The organism is Paenibacillus sp. FSL R7-0189 (assembly GCF_037969925.1).
Classification (GTDB): Bacteria; Bacillota; Bacilli; order Paenibacillales; family Paenibacillaceae; genus Paenibacillus_AQ; species Paenibacillus_AQ odorifer.
The window spans coordinates 2612573-2634416 of record NZ_CP150223.1; the positions used below are offsets into that span (position 1 = coordinate 2612573).

Sequence of the window (21844 nt, forward strand, 5' to 3'; positions counted from 1 at the left end):
TGTTGAAAGGATATTTAGACAATGGATGACCGGTTAAAATATGCGCCATGCGGATATGTTTCCATTACCCATGAAGGAATGATCCTCAATGTGAATCAAACCTTTTTGGATGGGATGGGATATCAGCAGGTTGATTTGGTAAATAAACATTTTGAATCTATCATGTCTACGGCAAACAAGCTTATTTTTCATTCATACTTCTATCCTTTTATCAATCTGAATGGACATGTAGAAGAGCTATTTATCAATTTGAAGGACAGCAAGGGACAAGCCGTCCCTTACTTGTTAAATGGTAGACGCCTCGAGTGTGAAGGTGTAGAGGTCATTGATTGTATTCTCGTACAGATGGGCAAACGTATTGATTATGAGCTAGAGTTACGATCTGCGAAGAAGCAAATAGAAGAGGCCTATTGGGAAAAAGATCAGGCGCTGGCAAAGCTCAAACAAATCCACCTGGAAATCGAGCAAAAGCAAGCTGAATTGCTGGAGATGAATGCCGTTTTAGTAGAGCTATCTACTACAGACAAGCTTACTGGATTAAAGAATAGAAGGTTCCTGCAAGAAAAGCTGGAAGAGCAGATTGCAGCGTATCACCGTGATCAGGCGCCTTTTTCATTATGTATTTTAGATATTGATCACTTTAAAAATGTGAATGATACCTACGGTCATCAGATGGGTGATTATGTCCTGGAGAAATTGGCGAGTATCCTGAAGTCCCAATCTCGTAAAGAAGATATAGTAGCTAGGTATGGTGGTGAGGAGTTTATCCTTCTGCTGCCTAATATAGATTCATCGGATGCCAAGGCTATAGCGGACAATTTGCGGCAATTCATTGCCAGCTCCACTTGGGAGATTGGCAGGGTTACGGTAAGCGTCGGCATAGCTACTTTTGAAGCAACCGATACAGACATCACTCTTCTGGAAAAAGCTGACCATGCGCTTTACGCTTCGAAAGAACAGGGGAGAAATCGCGTTACGCATATTATGGATTTGAGTGAAAAGCTTCTTTAATCGGAGGCTTTTTTGTTATTTATAAACGATACATCCTCTTTGCTCTAATTGCTCTAATAATTCTGTTCTTCTTAAGCTGTGATTCCATCTTAAATCCAGTTTCTCTAATCGTCCAAGTTGTAGAATCGAATCCGGGATTTCTTGCAGATTATTATCTCTTAAATCAAGCTCAACAAGGCTGCTTAATTGACCTATTTCCTCAGGAAGCTGATTAAGTTTATTTTTTCTAAGGTTCAGTCTTCTTAACTTGCTTAAATTACCGATAGATGAAGGCAGCTTAGTGATTCGATTATCACTTAAATCAAGTATCCGAAGTTCTTCTATAGCACCTAAATGTTCTGGTAACATGACCAGTTGATTACCATAGAGATGGATCTCTCTTAGCCCTTTTATTTGTGTGATCGAATCAGGTAAACATTCTAGCTGATTATAATAAAGCCGCATTTCAATCAGACTGCTCATTTCGCCTATACGGGCAGGCAATTGCTTGAGATGATTATCTGTTACGTTCAGATACTTAAGTTTCTGGAGAATACAGAGCTGCTCCGGCAGCTGTTCGAACTGATTATTGCTTAGGTATAGAAAAGAATCCAACCCCTGCAATCCGCCAATGCTCTCCGGCAACACCTTCAGCCGATTATGGCCTAAATCCAGCATTCTTAGGTGAACTAAGCGACCGATGTTCTCGGATAACTGTTCGATTTCATTGCCCGCATAATTAAGTACCTCTAATTCGTCATGAAGGAAGAGCTGATCGGGAATCTCTTTAATATGATTGTTGTACATGCTCAGTTCTAGTAGCGGATTGCTCTCAAACACGACATCTGGCGTTTCAATAAGTCCTTTTCCGTCAAAATTATATTTCATGAATGGATCTCCTTTGTAATTTGTATTGGCATCAAGCCTATGTGACAACGTTACGATAGAATATAACAGGATGATGATTTATTATCAGTATGTTGGCATACAAAACTATGGAATCTGTTAGAAAGGAATAATGAGATGGAAGCTTCTTTTTGGACTGGCACTCGCTTTTTTCAAGGTTTACCCTCGGAGAAGATCGAGGCGGTCTCAGGATTATTCACTTATAAGGCATATTCTAAGGGGACCATGGTGTTTGCAGAATCAGATCCGGGGGATTATGCCTACATTATCTATTCGGGGATTATAAGGGTGTACGCTACCACGAAAGGGAAAGAGCATACCGTAGATCTTTTTGGAAAAGGCGATTTCTTTGGCGATCTGGAAGTGATCCATCCCTCCAATATAAGAGTGCTGTCTGCGGTGGCTATGAATGATACTGTATTATTTGAGATTAAACATGAGCTTTTTAAGCAGATGCTTGCCGATTACCCGTTGATTAAGGAGCAATTGATGCTGCTGCAAATGGACCGTTTATTTTTATCGAATCGGTTATTACATGAAATGAAATTTCATGATGCGAGAGCGCGTGCGATATTTACGCTGAGAAGACTATACCAAAGATTTGGAGTAGAGGAGCAAGGCAAACAGAGGATTGATCTTCGATTGACCCATCAGCAGTTCGCGGATATGATCGGAACGTTAAGGGAGACGGCTACCCTTGTGCTTAAAGATCTGCAAGAGCAAAAGATTATTGAGATTCAACATCAGCAGATCACCGTGTTAGACGCGACATATTTACTGGAGTATACGGATTTCGATTGAGAAGAGCCGTTCCGGGATCTTTTTCAGAGAATCGATTATTAAAGGGGTTATGAATATGGCTTGTAATCATTGTGTAGTAAGAGAGCTGAATTTTCAAATCAAGCCTCATGGTGAGCTTAATCTTAGGGTTTTACCTAAGGTTATTCATCACTTGAGTAGAAGTAATACGATACATAAGGTAGAAGAAAATGTGATTACGATTAAGGAAGCTGAAGCGCGAGATCTTCTAGATTTCTGTAACGATCATATGGAGTCCGGGAAAATTGAATTTCGTATAGATGACCAAGCATGGAGACCTCTATCCGAGATGTCTACTGTAATGGATATGAAGTGGATTGATGAGGTTATCACTAAGGGTCTTGTTACTTGTTACTTCCAACCGATTGTGAACGTAAGGGAAGAGATTTTTGCATACGAGCTTTTATCGAGATTTAAAAAAGAAGATGGATCCCTTATCTATCCTAATGAGATCTTTGCGGCAGCACGGAATCGTGGGCGTTTATATGCTTTAGACCGGTTATGTAGAATGACTGCCGTAAAATATGCTGCGCCCTTAAATAAAAAAACGTTTATTAATTTTATCCCTACATCAATTTACGCTCCAGAGTTCTGCTTAAGATCAACGGTTGAATTGGCTAATCAATTAGGTGTCGATCCCTCTCTTTTTGTCTTTGAAGTTGTTGAAACGGAGAAAGTGGATGATCTCGCTCATTTGAAAGCTATTTTGACATATTACAAGGACCGGGGATTTGAATACGCTTTAGATGATGTTGGGGAAGGCTTCAGCACAATCGAGATGTTATTGGAGCTTAAACCTCATTACATGAAGTTAGATATGAAATATGTTCAAGGCGTGTCCAGTGATCCGAACAAACAGAAAATAGCTAAACAATTTTTAGAAAAGGCTTTAGAAATCCAATCTGTTCCTTTAGCAGAAGGTGTGGAGTTTAGAGAGGACTTTGAATGGCTTAAGCAGAGTGGTTATCAGTTGTTTCAGGGATATTTATTTGGAAAGCCTGATCCTATTCCCAAACAGTAATCCTAATGAGTATATATCGGTCCAGAGGATGAGATGAATTTCAGGTCAGAGTCTGAGTACAGCCAACCCCCGGGGTTGTATAATTTAGGTAATTTGAAAAGGGGGACGGGATGGATATGAAATGGCATCAATTTGTAACGCGCTGGGCGGATTCTAGGGGCTTTGATGGACGAGAAATTGATTATCAATGGCCTTCTCCCTCATTTCCGGTCATCAGTATTCGTAGTAATTTAGGGCGATACTCAGGTCAAAAGTATGGTCATGGAAGTAAACCCCGTGTAAAGACAGCTGTTGGTTTAATCGCTATTGGAGATGTAGCTGTCGGATTGATTTCCATAGGTGCGATAAGCGTGGGCGTACTTTCCTTAGGAGCAATATCACTGGGAATGTGGTTAGCGATTGGAGCAATAGCACTTAGCTGGCTTGGCTTCGCAGTGGGAGCGATTGCGATTGCAGGAGTGGCTGTAGGAGCGATCGCAATCGCGGAAAAAGCGTTGGGGGCCATCGCCATAGGGGATACGGCGTTTGGTGCGATAGCGATAGGCAGGATCGCTGGGGGTGCCATAGCTATCGGACAATGGGCATATGGTGTAATCGCAGTTGGCGAACATGGTTTCGGATTAATTCCCATCACGGGCGATGTGTGGAATTGGTTCCGGCGTTTGTTCGGATCGGGGAGTTAATTAGACCTCCAGTCCTAAAGGATCCCATTCTCTTCCGGGATAGTCGATAAATAATATCTATCACATGAGAAAAACTAATTGCAATTACCTATACTCATTTCATACCAATTAATCATGCGATCAGATCTAGGCTTATGTTACTCTTTGAATGTATTCGAAACTTCATAGGCAAACCTATGGAAATGTAGGGACGCAAAGCTATAGGGACTAAGGTTATCATAACTATTGTCAGCCAGCTGCCAAAGAGTGTGTAACGCTTTTTGTTAAAATATAAGAAAGTATAAGTTATACACCTATACTTAATATCTTATATTTCTCGCTTAAACGCTTACCGTCCTTATAAGGACGCCGAAGGCGTTTATGCTTGTTAAGGTTTAATAAAAATTAAGTCTTAATTTTTAGGCGACTTTATACGCAATCAAGCTACTCTTTTGGGGTAGTTTTTTTTGTGCCCATTTTTGGGCACTGGAGAGATTCATATGACATCTGGGGGTAAGAAGAGATGAAGAAAATGATTGCGATCGCTACATCGGCGGCCATGTTGGCCAGTTTTTCGAGTGAGGCAGGTTATGCTTTAGCAAGTGAGGCAAGCAAGGTAAATGTAACAAAAACAGTCGCGCAAAGTAAGGTCAACTTATTAAGCAACGCTTCGGTTATTCCGTTTGAGCTGTACGGCAAGGATGTTCTAAATGCCTATAATGAGGTTTTTAGAATGAATCCAGCAAATATTAAAACCATCACAAATAACGGTGGCAACTACTCAGGCTCACCTATAGCTAAGGCTATGGATGGGGATATGAGCACGCATTGGGAGACTGGCAAACCGAATAGTTCAACGTTTACGAATGAGGTTGTGTTTGTTTTCAATGAGTCCACTGAATTAAATAGAATGGTCTACGCCGCTAGGCAATCTGGTGCTAAAGGTAAAGGTTTTGCTCAAGAATTTGATATCTATGGCTCCACTACAGATGCAGGCGATTTCACACTCGTGTCTTCTGGAGAATATAAAGGCTCAACCGGTGATGTAGTGGAGATTCAGTTCGCACCTACGGCTTTTAAGAGATTTAAATTTGTCTTCAAAAAAGCCAACCAAGATTGGGCGAGTGCGGCTGAGTTTTCTTTTTATAAAGAGGATAGTGTCTCTGCTAAAATGAAAAATTTATTTACAGATGATACCTTGAGCCAAGTTAGTGCTGCCTTTAATACGACAGAGAAATTAACAGCTTTAGAGAATGAAGTGCAGGCACATCCACTGTATACGCAGTTTAAAGAAGAGATAGAGAATGCAAAGATCCTTTTGGAGAACCATCAGGTAGATGCAACGGCAGCCAAGGTTTCGAAGCTAAAAGGGTATGGTACAGCCTATGAAAATGCCTATAGCCAAGCTTATAGAATGCCAAATGCAAACGTATCAAAAGTAACGGTGAACGGTGGAAGCTACCCAGGTACGAAGCCTGAATATATGCTGGATGACCAGCCCACTACGCATTGGGAAACGAACAAAAACAATGATGCAAGCTTCACGAATGAAGTCGTGTTTGAACTAGCGCAAGCGGAAGTGCTGGACAGAGTGGCTTTTTTGGCTAGAGATAACCGCAAAGGATTCCCAGAGGCTTTTGAAATCTATGCATCAGAGACGAGTAAAGGAGAGACCTTCCAACTTGTATCTAGCGGAACCGCGATTAGTACCAATGATTTTCTGGAATTTAAATTCGAACCGACGAAGTTTAAAAGATTAAAATTTAAGTTCACAAAAGCTAATATTAACAGACCTTTTGCGGCTGAATTTAGATTTTATACAGAAGATAAAGTAAGCGAAGCTGTAAATGGTATTTTCACAGATGGAACGATGAGTGCGGTTGTGTCTGCTTATAATAACGTTGCAAAAATCAATGAATTGGAGGAAGCGACAAAAGTACATCCGCTCTATCCAATCCTTAAAGATTCATTGGAACTAGCTAAGAAGCTGGTTAATGGCGAGGTTCAAATCGAAGGTACCATCATAGAGGCGGAGCAGCGTGGAGATATGAAAAAACATGCTCAGCAAAACCTGAGAATAGGCTTCGGCACGAACAACCAGCCTACAGGACTTGCGGCAATGCCTGGCGAGACCATCAATGTTTATGTGGATGCTGCTTCGGGTGATAAGTTGCCTTCTTTGATCTTTTCTCAACAAGAGGGAGCTTGGAATAGTTGGGCTAGGGGCGTACAATTGCGTGCGGGCAAGAACACTATAACTGTACCTGAAATTGCAACGACTAGTGCTTATGCTCATGATGTAACTAAGGGCGGAACCGTTTATATCGTAAATCCCTATACAGCTGAGGAGCAAGGGAAGGCGCCACTGATCCGCTTCGAAGGTTTAGAAAAGATTCCTTTTATGACCAAGACCACGGATCCAGAACAATTCAGAACCTTCTTAACCACATACAAACAAAGATTAGACGAAGATAAAGCGGCTCATCCAAATGTTCAAGATCGCAAACTTATCGATGTGGTAGAAATGGCCAGCGATCATGTTATTTTTACAGGAACTGCGACTGAAGCGTACAACAAATTTATTACGCAAGGAAATAACCCGCTGGATACCGTAACTGGGTATGACACCTGGATGAAAAGCATTTTTACCTTCTATGGCTTGGATGGCAGTAGTGAGATTCATGATGCCAAGCTAATTCGTGAGAATATTCGATTGATGCAGCCTTATGGTGCGATGTATGCAGCGGGAGATCATACAGGGATCCAACTTGGAACAGTAGGAACCATGTTAGGTGATTTTAACAAAGCTTATCCGGGCTGGGGACTGAATCACGAAATTGGGCATCGCTTGGCTATGGGTGAACGGGAATATGGCGAAGTAACTAATAATATGGTGTCTATGTTTATGTCTGTCGCGGCGAATTCGATAGATAATCGTATACCGTATGAATCAGATATCTATAAATATGTCCTCGAAGAAAATAAAGTGGTTATGAATCAGCAGGGCTTATTTGCACAACTCGGAGCCTATTGGCAGCTGGAGCTGGCACATCCGGGATACTGGACAGAGCTGACCAAGCTATATCGGGAGCGGAAGGTCACCCTTCCCAACGGTGACAATTCCAAGCAGCAGTATTTGGTGGAGTTCTCCTCCGAAGTACTGGGATTAGATTTAAGCAGCTATTTTGCCAGACATGGCTTCACTGTGAATCCTGAGACAAAAGCGAAAGTAGCCAAGTATCCGGCACCGCAAAAGTTATGGTATTTAAATAACTCGGTGATTAATTATGAGGGAACTGGAATAGCGGATAAAAATCTGGCCATTAAGGTTAATATCACACCTAACACCACGGCTAGAACGAACACGTTAAGTTTCAGTATAGATAAAGAGCTTAAGCAAGATTTCTTAGGATATGAAGTGTATAGAAATAATGTGTTAGTTGGTTTTACAGGGACTGACCAATTTGTGGATCAGAATGTAGATGCGAGTATCAACTATACGTACAAGATCGTCGGTTATGATAAAAAGCTGAACCCACTGAAGCCCGTACAGGTTAAAGCCTTTAAGCCAGCCTTGTCTGTTGAAGATCAGCTCACTTTAAAGCTTAATCAAACCTTTGATCCGATGAGCTATGTAAAAGCGGCTAACTATCTAGGAAACGATATTACTGCAGATGTCTCTCTGAAAGCCAATAACGTTGATGTAACGCAAAAAGGCAACTACGAAATTGTATATGAAGTGAAAAGCGAAGGGGTTACGGAAACGAAAACCACACAGGTTACGGTAACGAGCGACTACGCCTATATTTCCGATCTCAATGCCAAGTCAGTCGTTGTAGGCTGGGGTGAATTAAAGAAAGATAAAGCCGTTTCCGGGGGAATCATAACCCTTGTTCGCCAAGGATTGGCTGCGACATACGCGAAAGGGATTGGTGTTCATGCCAACTCTGAGGTAGTTTACGATATTGAAGGTAAGGGTTACGACTTCTTTGAAAGCTACATTGGGATCGATCAAGCCATGAAAGGGAAACCTTCCTCGGCTACTTTTGCAGTGTATGTGGATGGAGAACAGAAATTTGAGAGTGATGTTTTCCGGGCAGGAACAGAACATCAATTTGTGAAAATCCCTGTGACTGGCGCAAGAGAGGTGAAGCTGGTTACAACAGATGCTAAGGATGGCAATGCTTCAGACCATACGGTATGGGCCGATGCGAAGTTCTCGAATAATTCAAGCAAACCTATCATTACAGTGCCGGAAGAGACAACCTTCGTTAAGCTGAACAGCGAATTTGATGTGTTGAGCGATGTTACGGCTTTTGATACGGAAGATGGTAACTTAATTGGAGCCGTTGATGTAAACCCAAATGGGTTCACATCAAGCAAAACAGGGACTTACAACGTCGAGTTTTCAGTCACAGACTCAGATGGGAACTCCGCTGTGCAGGCCAGAAAGATTGTTGTATACAGCGCTAGTAAATACCTGAGTGATGTAGATTGGCAATCGGCAAAAACGGATTATAATGTGGTTCGAAAAGATAAGGCTAGCTCTAACAATCCGATTAAGCTGCTGGTAAATGGCGAGGTCAAAGAGTTCGCTAAGGGCTTAGGAACCCATGCCAGCTCTGAAATCGTGTATAATCTGGCGGGTACAAACTATGAATATTTTGAAACATATGTAGGGGTTGATAGAAATATCCCTGAGCAAAGCAACTCCAGTGTGATTTTCAAAATCTTTGCCGATGGGGCAGAGGTTTATAACAGCGGACTGATGAAATTTGGTACAGAAGCCAAGCTTGCGCGGATACCTGTTAAGGGGGTAAGTGAATTGAAGCTGGTGTTAGATAATGCAGGTAACGGAAATGCTTCAGATCACGGTGATTTTGCTGATGCGAAGTTTATGATCTTGAACAATACACCAGAGCTTACCATACCTAAATCTGTCTCAACCAAAGTGGGCCAAGTGATTGATATCAGTGAAAGCTATTCGGCAATGGATTCGGAAGACGGTGACTTGACGGCTCAAGTGAAGGTCACAGGTCAAGAGCAAGTTAAATTCAACCGGGCTGGAAAGTATCCAATCACTTACACAGTAACAGATAGTGATGGAAATACGACCACGAAGATTAGAACTATAGCCGTAGTAGACATGACGGACTTTACGTATATGACGGATTACGACTGGAACTCTACTCAGAACAGCTATACTGCACCTTTGAAGGATAAATCTATTAGTGCGAATACGCTGAGATTAACAGATGAGAACAATCAGGTAGTGTCCTATGAAAGAGGAATTGGAGCGCACTCTAACTCGACGATTGTATACGATCTAAGCGACAAAAACGTGGACTATTTCACTTCCTATGTAGGTGTAGATAGACAAATGTACGGTTCTGTTGGTTCGGTGAGCTTTGAGGTGTTTGTCGATGGAGAGAAGAAATTCGATAGTGGAGTCATGAGTTCAAGAGATCCGCAGAAATTCATTGAATTGGATATTAATGGAGCAAAAGAACTGAAATTAGTTGTCACAGACGGGGGAAATGGCAACGGATCTGACCATGCTACATGGGGTGGAGCCAAACTACATTTTGCGAATGGAGATCACTTATTCACTGGAGATCTGGAACAGGCGATTGCAGCGGCTAAAGCAATTTCTCTAGAAGGCTTCACACCTGAGAGCATCGCGGCATTTACGTCCAACCTCTCGACAGCAGAGACAGTGTTGGCTAACTCTTCTGTTACGCAAAGTGAAGTAGACGAAGCTGTAGCAGCGTTGCAACAAGCAACCGAAGGTTTGGTCCAAATAGATCTTACGAAAGAGATTACTGTGGCGGACCCGTATTTAAGTGCTTCGATCAAGACTACATTGGGCGTAACTGGAGAACTAACGTTAGGGGATATGTATAACCTTACAACGTTAACCAGCGAAACCAGAAGAGCCAGATCCTTGGAAGGTTTGCAGTACGCAAAGAACCTAGAGACACTTGATATTACTGGAAATGAAATTACAGATTTCTCCCCATTACAAGGGTTAACTAAACTAACGAGCTTATTGGCCGACCCACAAGTGTTAGAGGTAGGAGAATTTAAGGGACCTGTGGTTGAAGTAGCTAATCTGGTGAGAGGGCTCGATGGCAGCAAAGTGATCCCTAATTCCGCTGGGGTAAGAAACACTAGAACATCTAAAGAAATTGTGTTTGATATGAAGGAATGGGCTGCTAATCCGGATGTGTTCACTATTGACCTATCAAACGAGGAGAAAGGAACTTACATGCTGGGGTTAACTTACCAAGTCGCAGGTAATCTCGTGCAAATCATTTCTTTTATTGATAATAATTAAATTCCCAAGAAAACAGGCGGATTGTGGTCTCTATAACCATGGTTCGCCAGTTTTTAAATGAGGAAGTTTTTATGTAAAAATATCCATTTTGTCATGTGACAAAAGAAATGACAACGCTCACTATAAGCGGTGTAGTCTTTTAACTATACTTAATCAGAAATGCGCCAAATTTAAATGAATACTCTAATTGAAGCTTTTTATACAAAGAAGTAAATAATGTATGCGGTTTAGAGAGAGGTGTTTCTGTGAAAATCATCATTGTAGATGATCATCCTTTAGTTAGAAGAGGGCTGGCATCTGTCATTGCAATGCAATCGGATATGCAATTTGCAGGTGAAGCTACGACTGGTCCGGAAGCACTTGATGTGATTGAAGAGACAAAGCCAGACATTGTCCTCATTGATCTTAAACTTGCTGATGAATCAGGACTGGATGTCATTAAGATAGCACGTACCCGCGGCATTGTTAGTAAATTCATACTGTTGACTTCCTCTGCGAGCAGAGAGGATTTTTTGAGGGCTGAAGAAGTACTGGTAGACGGATATGTACTGAAAGAGGCACTGCCGGAGGAATTACTCTTTGCTATCCAGTTGGTGTACAAAGGGAGAAAATATTACGATCCTGGCCTAATGGAAGAAAAGATGCGAATGAGCGCCAGCAGTCCAACAGATGAATTGACACCAAAAGAGAAGGAAGTCCTGATTCAGCTTGGACAAGGTGCTTGCAATAGAGTGATTGCCACACGTCTTTTTATCAGTGAATTTACGGTGAAGAAGCATGTCAGTCAGATTTTAGCGAAGCTGCAGGTTACTGACCGGACACAGGCGGCACTGTGCGCCAACGCGATAGGATTAACGAAATATGAAATGTCTTACGAGTAGAACGGCAAGATCAGATGTTATAATGGCTTTAACTACTTTGCAAGATTGAGTATTCTGTCTAATTGTAATTAGGGAGTGCTGTTGATGTTTGAATTGCCAGGATACCAAACCTTAGATCTGATAGATAATACCGCGGATATCAGATTATACAGACTCCTACGTCAAGAGGACGGCCTAAGGGTTATCGCTAAGACAACAATAGGAGAATACCCGGGAGCTGCCATGGTCGATGCTTTTCGTCATGAGTATGACATGCTTAAGCGACTTTGCGGACGTGGTGCAATAGAGGCGTACAGTTTGGAAATTATGGCGGACCGACCAGTCCTTCTCTTAAAAGATATAGAGGGGAGTACTCTTGGGCAGATCCTGCGTATGCCTGTTAATTCACTGGGTCTTCCAGCGCTGCTTCGGATCGCTACAGCCATTGCTGATTGTCTTATGCAAATTCATCGTGAAAAAATAACACTAAATGAACTAACCCCCGCTCATCTAATCGTCAATCCCATTACTTTTGAAGTGAAATTTATTGATATAAGAATGTGCTCTACCGAAAACATCACGAGTCCTTTGTCACCGTTAAGCGGTCGGCCCGATGTTCTGCTTCCTTATATAGCTCCAGAACAAACGGGACGAACCGGAGTCAAACCGGATTACCGTTCTGACTTTTATTCGCTTGGGATCATCCTGTATGAATGTCTCTCAGGCAGCCGCCCCTTTGAGCTGCATGATGTTGTTGATATTGTATATCGTCATCTTGCAGATACACCTGAGCCTCTGCACCGCAAGTTCCCCACTATCCCTCTATCGGTCTCTGATATTGTTGGTAAATGCATGGAGAAGATGCCTGAAGCGAGATACGCCAGCGCATTAGGCATTAAATCGGATTTTGAGGAATGTCTATCCCGTCTAGAAGAATCCGGGCATATTGAGCCTTTTCCACTAGGAAGCTGGGATATCCCAGAGCGGTGGATGGTATCAGGACGCTTCTATGGAAGACATCTTGAGCAACAAAGCTTAAGGGAAGCGCTGCAACGAGCATCACAAGGTGCCGTAGAGACGGTCTGGATTAGCGGGGAGAGTGGTATCGGCAAAACAACCTTTCTAAAGGAGACCCTTAGAAATACAGTCTCTTTGGATGGTTTCTTCGCCAGAGGCAAATTCGAATCCCGACATACCTCACTCCCTTATGGCATCTGGCATCAAGTCATAGAAGAGTTGGTTAGTCAGCTGCTGATGGAAACAAAGCTGCAAGTGGAAGTTTGGAAGCTGCGTATTCTACAAGCAGTGGACAATTACGGTCAGTTGCTGATCGATTTTGTTCCTAAGCTTGAACTTTTGATTGGCCCACAACCCTCCGTGCCTTCACTGCCACCGCTGGAAGCTCAGCATCGCTTTCAATTAATCATGAGCCGATTTATTCAACTCTTTCCTCATGAGGATCATCCATTGATCTTGGTATTGGATAATTTGCAATGGGCTGATGATACGTCGCTGCAATATCTCACTTCGCTTATAGAGGATACGGCAACGACTCATCTGCTAATCGTGCTTTCCTATCGCAATCGGGAGATTACAAGGCTGCACCCACTCAGTAGGCTGGAAAAGCATCTGATTGACCGCAACGTAGCGATGAGCAGAATTTCTTTACAAGCGCTTGAACTCACCGATTTAAAACAACTGCTACTTGATGTTATGCGTTACGAGGCAGCTGACTTGGACGAGCTGGCGCGTGTGCTGCTTCATAAGACAGATGGAAACCCGTTATTTATTAAGCAATTCCTTCAAGATTTGATAGATGATCAGCGAGTGGAATTTGATGAGAATATTCGAAGCTGGAAATGGGATCTCCAGCGTATTACTGAATTAAATGTTCCCGATAACGTAGCTTCATACCTTTCAAGTAAATTGCAACAATTTCCTGAACAGACGGTATATGCACTTAGCAGAGCCGCATTCATAGGCAGCCTATTTGATTTACGTACACTTGCTGATATTACGGAGACCCCGATAGAGGCATTGAGCGAAGCGTTGGCGGTTGCTGTACATGGGCGCTTGTTGCAGCCCGTTAACGGGGAGGAATATCCGCATTATAAGTTTCAGCATAACCGCATTCATCAGGCAGCATATGCCTTTATTTCCGAAGAGGAGCGTTCCGAGCTGCATTGGAAGATTGGTCTGTTATTGCTAGGCCGCAGCCCGCTAAGTGAAGGAACGACCCTATTTGAAGCTGTCCAGCATTTGAATCAGGCACTTACATGGTTAGACCGCCCTGAACAGAGGCTTCAACTGGTAGAGCTGAACTTACAGGCAGGGGTAAAAGCGAAGCAAACAACCGCACATGAGACAGCCTTGCAATATATGCTTCAGGCAACGTCATTATTAGCGGAGCAGAGCTGGGAGGCGCAATATGGGCTAACCTTCCGGGTATTTCGTGAGAGGGCGGAGCTCGAATATTTATGTTCCCATTTTGATACGGCTAATGAATTATTCCATCTGTTAATTGATAAAGCTACGACAAATATGGATAAGGCTTACGTCTACGCAATGAAGGTGCAGTTGGAAGCAAGTAATGATAACCACGAAGAGGTGATCTCCTTAGGCCAGCATACCCTATCGTTACTGAAAGTGAAGCATCAATTTGATCCTGGGTATGTTCAATTGACGCTTCAATGGTTGCGATTGCGGCGTAGACTCAAGAAGGTCTCACTCGAATCGCTTACTCTTTTACCTCCAATGACTGATGAAGCACGTAGAATCGCAATGTCTACTTTAGATCATTCGAGCAATGCTTGTTTCTACGTCAATCGAGAAGGGTGGCTCGCTTCTTCCTTCACCATGATTGAATTAACGCTTGATTATGGGATGACTCCGGAGGCTTCCATTGGATTCATAGGTTATGCAATGTTTCAATACTATTACTTCCGTAATGATGAAGAGACATTCAAATGGGCCATGCTGGCATTCAGCTTATCCGAACCCTATCCGAAACAGCATATGACAACCTTAGCTGCGTTCGCCATGTGCTACGACAGCTGGCGGCATTATGATCCTGCTATGCTCCATACATTTACCGAGAAGGCTGGTAAAGTGGGACTGGAATCAGGTGACTTATGGAAGGGCAACCAGAATGTGCTGATCAACTGTGCCTCCCTTTTGCAATTTGGTCATCCTCTCGGCGATATCTATGAGCGATTAATTACTCATTCCGGAGATTTGCTGCGCCATAACAACAGTCTTCATTGTAAGCAGGCTATTGTAGCGGCGGCCATTCTTGTTCGACTGACAGGTTATCGCTCTATAGATGATCCCTTTCCCATCGCGGAGATTAGCGAGCCTGATTTTGCAAAGTCGGTTCATGGGGACACCTTTGATTTTATACAAGAAATGGTCTGGATCTATCAGTATTTGACGGGCTATGTATTTGGAGAATACCGAGAAGCCAGTGAGGCATTAGCCAAATCAGCGGCCATTATAAAATCACGCGAAGATGGCTTAGACAGTCCCATGCAGATCATGTATGAATGTTTAGTCTGGGCTCAGTTGTATGAGGAATATAACGCTGAAGAGCAACGTACATATCGGGCAAAAATGCGTAAATGCTTGAAGAAAATGAAAAATCTTGCCATGCGTTGTCCGGGGAATTATCAGCATAAATATCTGTTGATGAAGGCTGAGTTAACTCGTCTATCGCGAGATCCCCGCCAAGCTGAAGCGTTGTATGAGCAATCCATTGAGACCGCCCGGGTCCACGGTCATATTCACGATTTAGCGATGGCGGCGGAATGTTATGGCAAATATGGGCTTCGTCATGGCAAAATGCATCTGGCAAGAATCTATATGACTGAGGCCTATGAGGCTTATCTGCAATGGGGCGCAAAGGCTAAAGCGGCTGACCTGGAGCAGCAGCATCGCCATTTGCTGCATATTAAACGAGAGCCCGGGCTCGATCGTGTGGATTCCCTTTCTGTGGTAATGTCTGCCCAAGCATTATCGGGCGAGATGGAGATGAGCCGATTATTGGCCACGCTGATGCGAATCATGCTCCACAATGCTGGGGCAGAATATGGGGCTGTTATTTTTGATCATGACGGCAAATGGATGGTGGAAGCTTATGGGACCTCAGAAGCCCAGCATATCGAATCTGTTCCACTTGGGGAAGAATCGGGGTTGGTCCCGGCAGCGATTATAGCTTACGCGGCAAGAACACAAGAACAGGTTGTATTACATGATGCGCTCAGTGAAGGGATATTTACACGTAATACTTACGTTAGGAATAATAGACTGAAATCCGTTCTATGTCTCCCCATCATGAATCAGAATAAATTGGTTTGCCTGCTCTATTTGGAGAATAATCTATCGCCGGGTGTATTTACTCCAAGCAGACTCGATGTGCTCAAGCTGCTTGGTTCACAATGCGCAATCTCAATCGCTAATGCCAAGCTATATTCGGGAATCCAATATCTCAAAAAAAATCTGGAGGATCAAGTGGTAGAAAGAACTCGCAGCCTGGAGCGTTCGATGCGGGAAACATCTGCGGCTTTGGCCGAAGCTACTGTTTTTGAGGAACGCAATCGTATTGCCCAAGAGATTCATGATATTGTCGGGCATACCCTTACATCGACGATTCTGCAGATTGAAGCTGGCAAGCGGCTGCTTCAGAAGAAGGAGATAGACAGCGGCTTTCAGCGTCTGGCAGAAGCCCAGGATCTTGTGCGGCATAGCTTGAATGAAATCCGCGGCTCTGTCCATATGCTGAAAGAGGACAGGTATTCTGACCTAACCGTGATGCTGAGGCAGTTGATTAAAGATACAGAACGCAATGCAGGCGTTGTTGTTCATGCAGTTATTTATGATCTGCCGGAAGCCATGTCAACAGCCTATAAAAAGGCAATCTATCATGCTTTGCAGGAGGGCTTAACTAATGGGATCAGACATGGAAAGAGTGCCGAGTTCCATTTTAGTCTGGAGTCTGTTGGAGCGAACTTGCAGTTTAGACTCAAGGATTGTGGGCTAGGGATGAGTCCAATCGTGATGGGATTTGGACTTAGGACGATGAAGGAACGGGTTGAGCAACTGGGAGGCAGCTTATCCATCGATTCAGAAATGGATGAAGGCTGTTTACTGGAGATTGATCTGCCCATGCGAAGGGTTGTGGATAGAACATGAGTAAAATAAAAATTGTAATTGCCGATGATCAATTGTTGACGCGGGAAGGACTTCGCACCATTTTGGATCTGGAAGATGATATGGAAGTGGTCGGTGCTGCCAAGAATGGAGAAGAGGCTTGCGAGATGGTGGAGGCACTCCAGCCTGATCTGGTGCTGCTTGATATTCAAATGCCAGTTATGGATGGCCTTAGCGCCTTGAAACGAATAAAGCAGATTCGGCCGAACATCTTCATTCTGATCCTGACTACTTTTATAGAGACTGATTATATTGTAGAGGGAATGGCCTACGGAGCAAGCGGTTATATGCTGAAGGACATGGACGCAGATAAAATGATCGCTTCGATTCATGATACGTTATCCGGGCAATTTATTCTGCCAGCTCCGGTAGCAGCCAAACTGGCGTCGAGGATGAACAGGTTAACAGAGGACTATGAACATTGGCAAAGATCGGGTCTGGATCGTATCAGTCTGACAGAACGGGAAGAAGAGCTGGCACAGCTCATTATCCGGGGACTGAATAACCGTGAAATCGCCGATACATTACATATTGCAGAAGGTACGGCGCGCAATTATATTAGCAATCTTTATAGCAAATTAGAAGTGGTTGATCGGGCCCAAGCGATTGTGCGACTGCAAGCTATTTTGTAATAGTTGTTGCTGTTAACGAATTACTGTCGGGGCCAAATATTCAAACAGCGGGAGATTCCTCAGTATTCCAAATGTAACGGTCAGAATCAACATTATAGTCATAATTGCCTGGCTAAGAGGCCGGATTTGCTTCTTATTAGTAATCCAATACAACATATACAGAGGAGCTAAAATAAACAGCAACGGGTTAAATCTAAACGCTTGAATAACGTCGAACTTCAGCAAGGAAAGAATAACTCTTGTGACTCCACATCCGGGACAATACAATCCAGTCCATTCATGAAATGGACAAGGGATACTAATCTTGGTTAAGGGTATCCATGCTTTGAGATAAACTACGCCGACGAGACTTAAGGACACACCCCAAAATAGTTTAGGATGTGTCCTTTTATAAGTCGTAAACTTATACCAGTTTATTAACATCGGATTGTACCAAGGCATACGTGACAATACCCAGACCAAAGAGTGTCAGGATCACATAAAGCACTGAATTATCTGACGGGTATTGGCCGCGCTGTCTTTGGGCTTCAGCAATATGTTTACCTACCTGATAGGCCCAAATGAAGCTCCAGATCCCACACGTAACCAACGTTAAAAGAAAATGTTTTCCTCCTGTAAATGTATAGTCCCCACTCAGTTCGCCTACCTCATTGGTTAGAACAATAAACCAATATATTGTATAGAGCCCACATGTAATTAATGACAAAATAATGGCGAATGCAACACTTCTGCGACTAATCATTACTCACTCTCCTATGTATTTACATAAAAATTCGACATTTCCATCTTATTGAATTAGGAAAAAATATACAAGACAATATTTGAGAATTACTGTCCGCTGTCGAAATCTAGACAAACTTACTGCTGATATCTAGTGGAAACCTTACCAAATATGAAATATACTTTTGAGGCTATGCACTGGAACCACAACTAGATTTACATTAACGAATGGAGGACACTTTGATGTCTACTTTGCCAAATTGCCCGAAATGTAATTCAGAATACACTTATGAAGATGGTAGTTTGCTCGTCTGCCCGGAATGTGCGCATGAGTGGAGCCTCGACACAGAGGCTGAAAGCAGTGAAGAGAACAAGGTTGTCAGAGATGCCAACGGAAATATTTTAAATGATGGAGATGCTATAACTATTATTAAAGACCTTAAAGTAAAAGGAAGCTCATCCGTTCTGAAGATAGGAACAAAGGTGAAAAACATCCGTTTAGTGGACGGAGATCATGATATTGATTGCAAAATCGATGGTTTTGGAGCTATGAAATTAAAGTCCGAGTTTGTTAAAAAGATCTAAAAAATAAGAATCAGCTTAACTTCAACAGAAGTAGGCTGATTCTTTATTTTAAACGTTATCTATTAATCTCAACAATCTGATTTCGTCCGGCATTTTTTGCTTGATATAAGGCTTTGTCCACAGATTCGAATAAATCATTTAGTTGATTGGTCAGGCTTTCTGTATATTGAGCTGCAAAATTACTAATGGACAGCAGTCCCATACTAACAGTAATTGATAGGGCATGAGCAACATCCTCTACATGTACTTTATTAGCTTCTATTATAGATTTGATATGTTTTGCCAAGTGGTTTGCTTGTGTTTGATCTGTATTTGGTAAGTATATGATAAATTCTTCTCCGCCATAACGCGCCAGAACATCCGTCTCCCTCAACGTTTTCTTAATTACCTCTACCGTGCTGCAAATGACCACATCACCGATTAAATGGCCGTAATTATCATTCACTGTTTTGAAAAAGTCGATATCCAGAAGGATGATAGCAAAAGGCTGCTTGAGTTTCATATTTTCTATGATCTCATGCTCTAAGTGTAACGTTAAGTAATGACGATTATAACAACCGGTTAAGCTGTCCGTTATGGCCATCTGCTTAAGTTTTTGGTTGGTTTGCGATAGTTCATTCTGGATTTCAGTTAATGCAGCATTACGCTCTTGCAGGGTCTCGTTCTGGTGATTGGTCTCGGCTATGAGGCGATGCAGCTCGCTTCTGTCCTGAAAAGTAAGAATGCGTCCAACCCTGATTCCACCTACCACAATCGGCGCGGCAGTAATGTTAATGTATGCATTGAGTGAGGTGTAGAATAGTTCAACCTCGGTTCTCTCCATGGGCTGGTTCAAGTATGTATGAAGGAATAAATCGAAAGCTCCGGAAGTTTGCTCCATGGGTGCGATGGTCGACACGTCAAAGCGAGCACCGTTTTGTAGATTGATTCTTGGGAAAAGCGAGCGATTGATTTCTACTACAGTCTCACTATCATCCAGTACAAGAATTCCTTCTGTAATTGTGTCAATGATATCCTGATGGGCGATGGTTACGAGATCAAATATTTTATCCCGATGAATAGCAATTACGAAAAAAATTGCCGAGATTAAGATCCCCAGAGAGGTCAGCCCCGGAATAACTGGATCAGATTTAAGCAACACCACATTAAGAAAAACATCCAATAATATAAATACCGTTAGCACCAGCACCCCTTTGAGCACATGAGCAACCTGTTTTTTGATCCGCTGTGTAGTGTTTGAGACTAGGGCTGAATAGATGATATACAGAGAAATCATTACGCTGGTGGTTAAGAAGATAATAAGCAGCCAAAAAATCGGACCATAATATCTTTCGATATATCCGCCGTTCATAGGGAGAACAAAATTTCCGTTTGGATTAGCGATCACTACTACTATGATCAATGCTGCGAGAATGTATAGGATCAGCGTGTTCTTTTTTCGAAGGAGATGTGAATTTCCAGTGAGAAGTATCGTAAAAAGAAGCCAGCCAATCGTTAACAGAACCGAGTCGATAAATGCGAGCTTCACATAAAACAATTGAAACCTGGGATTGTCGGTTGTTTTGATAGCAAATTGACAGAAGGGCCATAACATCATAGTAAAATGAAATACTAAGTATGCTTTATGTAGGTTAGTGATGGTTACAGACGCAAATATGTAGATGAACAAAGCGAACAAAACAAAAAATAATAATAAATCAATCCATGTCATGATATTCATTTCAGTGACACCTTCTCCCACCCGGTTAACAGTTCTTTCATGTTACCTTGAATTTTAATGGTTTGCCATATGATCATTTGTTCTACGAGAACGGCTATTTGTTTAAGAGTGTTTCAACATATTCCTTCAAAATCCTCTATTTGTAAGCGTGGTTTTGCAAATTTTAAGGATGAGTTTCTCGACAAACTGGGGTTGGACAGAATGATTAGCTTTTTTAACCTTAACTTGTGTTATAATCAAACAAACAATTTAAAGAGGAAATTATAGTTAAGGGGGATTTGTAAGTGGAAATAGGAATAAGCACGTTCGTAGAAACAACACCGGATGTCCAGACAGGTGAAGTGATAAGTCATGCGCAGCGTTTGCGCGAGGTCGTAGAGGAGATTGTGCTTGCAGATCAGGTGGGTTTAGATATATTTGGCGTGGGCGAACATCATCGTAAAGATTATGCGGCTTCTTCTCCAGCAGTTTTGCTGGCTGCGGCGGCCTCACAGACGACACGGATTCGGCTAACCAGTGCGGTTACAGTACTTTCCTCTGATGACCCAGTACGTGTGTTTCAGGATTTCGCTACTCTTGATGGAATCTCAAATGGACGCGCAGAGATCATGGCAGGCCGGGGTTCTTTTATCGAGTCGTTCCCGCTGTTTGGGTATGATTTGAATCATTATGATGAGCTGTTCGATGAGAAGCTGGACTTGCTGCTCAAAATACGGGAATCCGAAAAAATAACATGGAGCGGTGCGCACCGTCCTGCCATTAATAATCTGGGGATTTATCCGCGTCCCGTGCAGAATCCTTTGCCAGTATGGATTGGCAGCGGGGGAAATACAGAATCTGTAATTCGTGCGGGGTTACTAGGATTACCGCTTGTGTTGGCTATCATTGGTGGCAGTCCGCTACAGTTTGCTCCGCTAGTGAAGCTCTATAAGAAGGCTGCAGCACAAGCGGGACATGATGTGTCGAAGCTGCCCGTTGCTTCACACTCACACGGCTTTATTGCAGAGGACAATCAGCAGGCTGCCGATATGTTCTTTCCTTCTACGCAAGCTAGTATGAATGTAATTGGCCGGGAACGCGGATGGGGTCAATACACTCGTGCAAGCTATGATGCGGCACGTAGATTTGAAGGCGCTTTGTATGTAGGTGACCCGGAGACCGTTGCTGAGAAAATCATTCACCTGCGCAAGCAAGTAGGCATCACACGTTTTATGCTGCATGTGCCGCTTGGCACGATGCCTCATAAGGATGTAATGAGAGCCATTGAGCTATTGGGTACCCAAGTAGCACCCATTGTTCGCGCTGAAATATCGAGATGGGAAGCAGAGGTTGAAGCTAAGTAGTAACTATGATCTTACTAAATTATTGATGCTGTTGATAATGGAGG

The 21844-nt window shown here is 42.8% G+C and carries 14 protein-coding genes and 1 riboswitch; of the genes, 10 read left to right on the plus strand and 4 right to left on the minus strand.

The window, feature by feature from the left end:
- Nucleotides 1-21: 21 nt before the first annotated feature.
- On the plus strand, nucleotides 22-1011 hold the full coding sequence (locus MKY63_RS11305; protein WP_036682276.1) for a sensor domain-containing diguanylate cyclase: 990 nt from the start codon (nucleotides 22-24) through the stop codon (nucleotides 1009-1011).
- A 15-nt stretch (nucleotides 1012-1026) separates the two neighbouring features.
- On the opposite strand, the gene MKY63_RS11310 is transcribed toward MKY63_RS11305, so the two are convergent.
- Nucleotides 1027-1878, minus strand: a complete 852-nt coding sequence (locus MKY63_RS11310; protein WP_036682274.1) for a leucine-rich repeat domain-containing protein — start codon at nucleotides 1876-1878, stop codon at nucleotides 1027-1029.
- Between the two features lie 135 nt (nucleotides 1879-2013).
- Here MKY63_RS11310 and MKY63_RS11315 point away from each other — a divergent pair, with 135 nt between their 5' ends.
- The 7 genes from MKY63_RS11315 (at nucleotide 2014) to MKY63_RS11345 (ending at nucleotide 17432) form a co-directional block, all read left to right on the plus strand.
- Complete coding sequence (locus MKY63_RS11315) at nucleotides 2014-2697, plus strand: Crp/Fnr family transcriptional regulator (protein WP_036682272.1); 684 nt, start codon at nucleotides 2014-2016, stop codon at nucleotides 2695-2697.
- Nucleotides 2698-2752: 55 nt separating this feature from the next.
- Nucleotides 2753-3736, plus strand: coding sequence for an EAL domain-containing protein (locus tag MKY63_RS11320; RefSeq protein ID WP_036682271.1), 984 nt, complete (start codon nucleotides 2753-2755; stop codon nucleotides 3734-3736).
- A gap of 116 nt (nucleotides 3737-3852) precedes the next feature.
- A complete protein-coding gene (locus MKY63_RS11325) occupies nucleotides 3853-4419 on the plus strand; it encodes a hypothetical protein (RefSeq protein WP_036682474.1) in 567 nt (188 codons plus the stop codon).
- A gap of 157 nt (nucleotides 4420-4576) precedes the next feature.
- Nucleotides 4577-4663, plus strand: a riboswitch (cyclic di-GMP riboswitch).
- Between the two features lie 258 nt (nucleotides 4664-4921).
- Nucleotides 4922-10735, plus strand: a complete 5814-nt coding sequence (locus tag MKY63_RS11330) for an NPCBM/NEW2 domain-containing protein (RefSeq protein ID WP_076099749.1) — start codon at nucleotides 4922-4924, stop codon at nucleotides 10733-10735.
- 245 nt (nucleotides 10736-10980) lie between these two features.
- On the plus strand, nucleotides 10981-11616 hold the full coding sequence (locus tag MKY63_RS11335; RefSeq protein ID WP_036682269.1) for a response regulator transcription factor: 636 nt from the start codon (nucleotides 10981-10983) through the stop codon (nucleotides 11614-11616).
- A gap of 84 nt (nucleotides 11617-11700) precedes the next feature.
- Complete coding sequence (locus MKY63_RS11340; protein WP_036682268.1) at nucleotides 11701-16782, plus strand: AAA family ATPase; 5082 nt, start codon at nucleotides 11701-11703, stop codon at nucleotides 16780-16782.
- Nucleotides 16779-17432: a response regulator transcription factor gene (locus MKY63_RS11345; protein WP_036682266.1), complete on the plus strand. Its 654-nt coding sequence runs from the start codon at nucleotides 16779-16781 to the stop codon at nucleotides 17430-17432. Before MKY63_RS11340 ends, MKY63_RS11345 begins: the two co-directional genes overlap by 4 nt.
- 12 nt (nucleotides 17433-17444) lie before the next feature.
- On the opposite strand, the gene MKY63_RS11350 is transcribed toward MKY63_RS11345, so the two are convergent.
- Nucleotides 17445-17873, minus strand: coding sequence for a DUF2752 domain-containing protein (locus tag MKY63_RS11350; protein ID WP_306018812.1), 429 nt, complete (start codon nucleotides 17871-17873; stop codon nucleotides 17445-17447).
- Entirely contained in the window at nucleotides 17836-18174 is a 339-nt protein-coding gene (locus MKY63_RS11355) for a DUF4234 domain-containing protein (RefSeq protein WP_051491231.1), read from the minus strand. The genes MKY63_RS11350 and MKY63_RS11355 overlap by 38 nt, the downstream gene beginning before the upstream one ends.
- 221 nt (nucleotides 18175-18395) lie before the next feature.
- Between MKY63_RS11355 and MKY63_RS11360 the strand changes: the two genes are divergently transcribed.
- The gene (locus tag MKY63_RS11360) at nucleotides 18396-18737 is read left to right on the plus strand and encodes a zinc ribbon domain-containing protein YjdM (protein ID WP_036682263.1); all 342 of its coding nucleotides are present in this window, start codon (nucleotides 18396-18398) and stop codon (nucleotides 18735-18737) included.
- A 55-nt stretch (nucleotides 18738-18792) separates the two neighbouring features.
- Here MKY63_RS11360 and MKY63_RS11365 read toward each other — a convergent pair whose 3' ends face one another.
- Nucleotides 18793-20457: a diguanylate cyclase gene (locus MKY63_RS11365; RefSeq protein ID WP_036682261.1), complete on the minus strand. Its 1665-nt coding sequence runs from the start codon at nucleotides 20455-20457 to the stop codon at nucleotides 18793-18795.
- Between the two features lie 284 nt (nucleotides 20458-20741).
- On the opposite strand from MKY63_RS11365, the gene MKY63_RS11370 reads away from it, so the two are divergent.
- Nucleotides 20742-21800 (plus strand): LLM class flavin-dependent oxidoreductase, encoded by a 1059-nt coding sequence (locus MKY63_RS11370; RefSeq protein ID WP_036682260.1) that lies wholly within the window; start codon nucleotides 20742-20744, stop codon nucleotides 21798-21800.
- Nucleotides 21801-21844: the final 44 nt, after the last annotated feature.

Coding starts and splice junctions, on each gene's coding strand:
- MKY63_RS11305 (WP_036682276.1), top strand. CDS start 22: ATGGATGACCGGTTAAAATATGCGCCATGCGGATATGTTTCCATTACC.
- MKY63_RS11310 (WP_036682274.1), bottom strand. CDS start 1,878: ATGAAATATAATTTTGACGGAAAAGGACTTATTGAAACGCCAGATGTC.
- MKY63_RS11315 (WP_036682272.1), top strand. CDS start 2,014: ATGGAAGCTTCTTTTTGGACTGGCACTCGCTTTTTTCAAGGTTTACCC.
- MKY63_RS11320 (WP_036682271.1), top strand. CDS start 2,753: ATGGCTTGTAATCATTGTGTAGTAAGAGAGCTGAATTTTCAAATCAAG.
- MKY63_RS11325 (WP_036682474.1), top strand. CDS start 3,853: ATGAAATGGCATCAATTTGTAACGCGCTGGGCGGATTCTAGGGGCTTT.
- MKY63_RS11330 (WP_076099749.1), top strand. CDS start 4,922: ATGAAGAAAATGATTGCGATCGCTACATCGGCGGCCATGTTGGCCAGT.
- MKY63_RS11340 (WP_036682268.1), top strand. CDS start 11,701: ATGTTTGAATTGCCAGGATACCAAACCTTAGATCTGATAGATAATACC.
- MKY63_RS11345 (WP_036682266.1), top strand. CDS start 16,779: ATGAGTAAAATAAAAATTGTAATTGCCGATGATCAATTGTTGACGCGG.
- MKY63_RS11350 (WP_306018812.1), bottom strand. CDS start 17,873: ATGCCTTGGTACAATCCGATGTTAATAAACTGGTATAAGTTTACGACT.
- MKY63_RS11355 (WP_051491231.1), bottom strand. CDS start 18,174: ATGATTAGTCGCAGAAGTGTTGCATTCGCCATTATTTTGTCATTAATT.
- MKY63_RS11360 (WP_036682263.1), top strand. CDS start 18,396: ATGTCTACTTTGCCAAATTGCCCGAAATGTAATTCAGAATACACTTAT.
- MKY63_RS11365 (WP_036682261.1), bottom strand. CDS start 20,457: ATGAATATCATGACATGGATTGATTTATTATTATTTTTTGTTTTGTTC.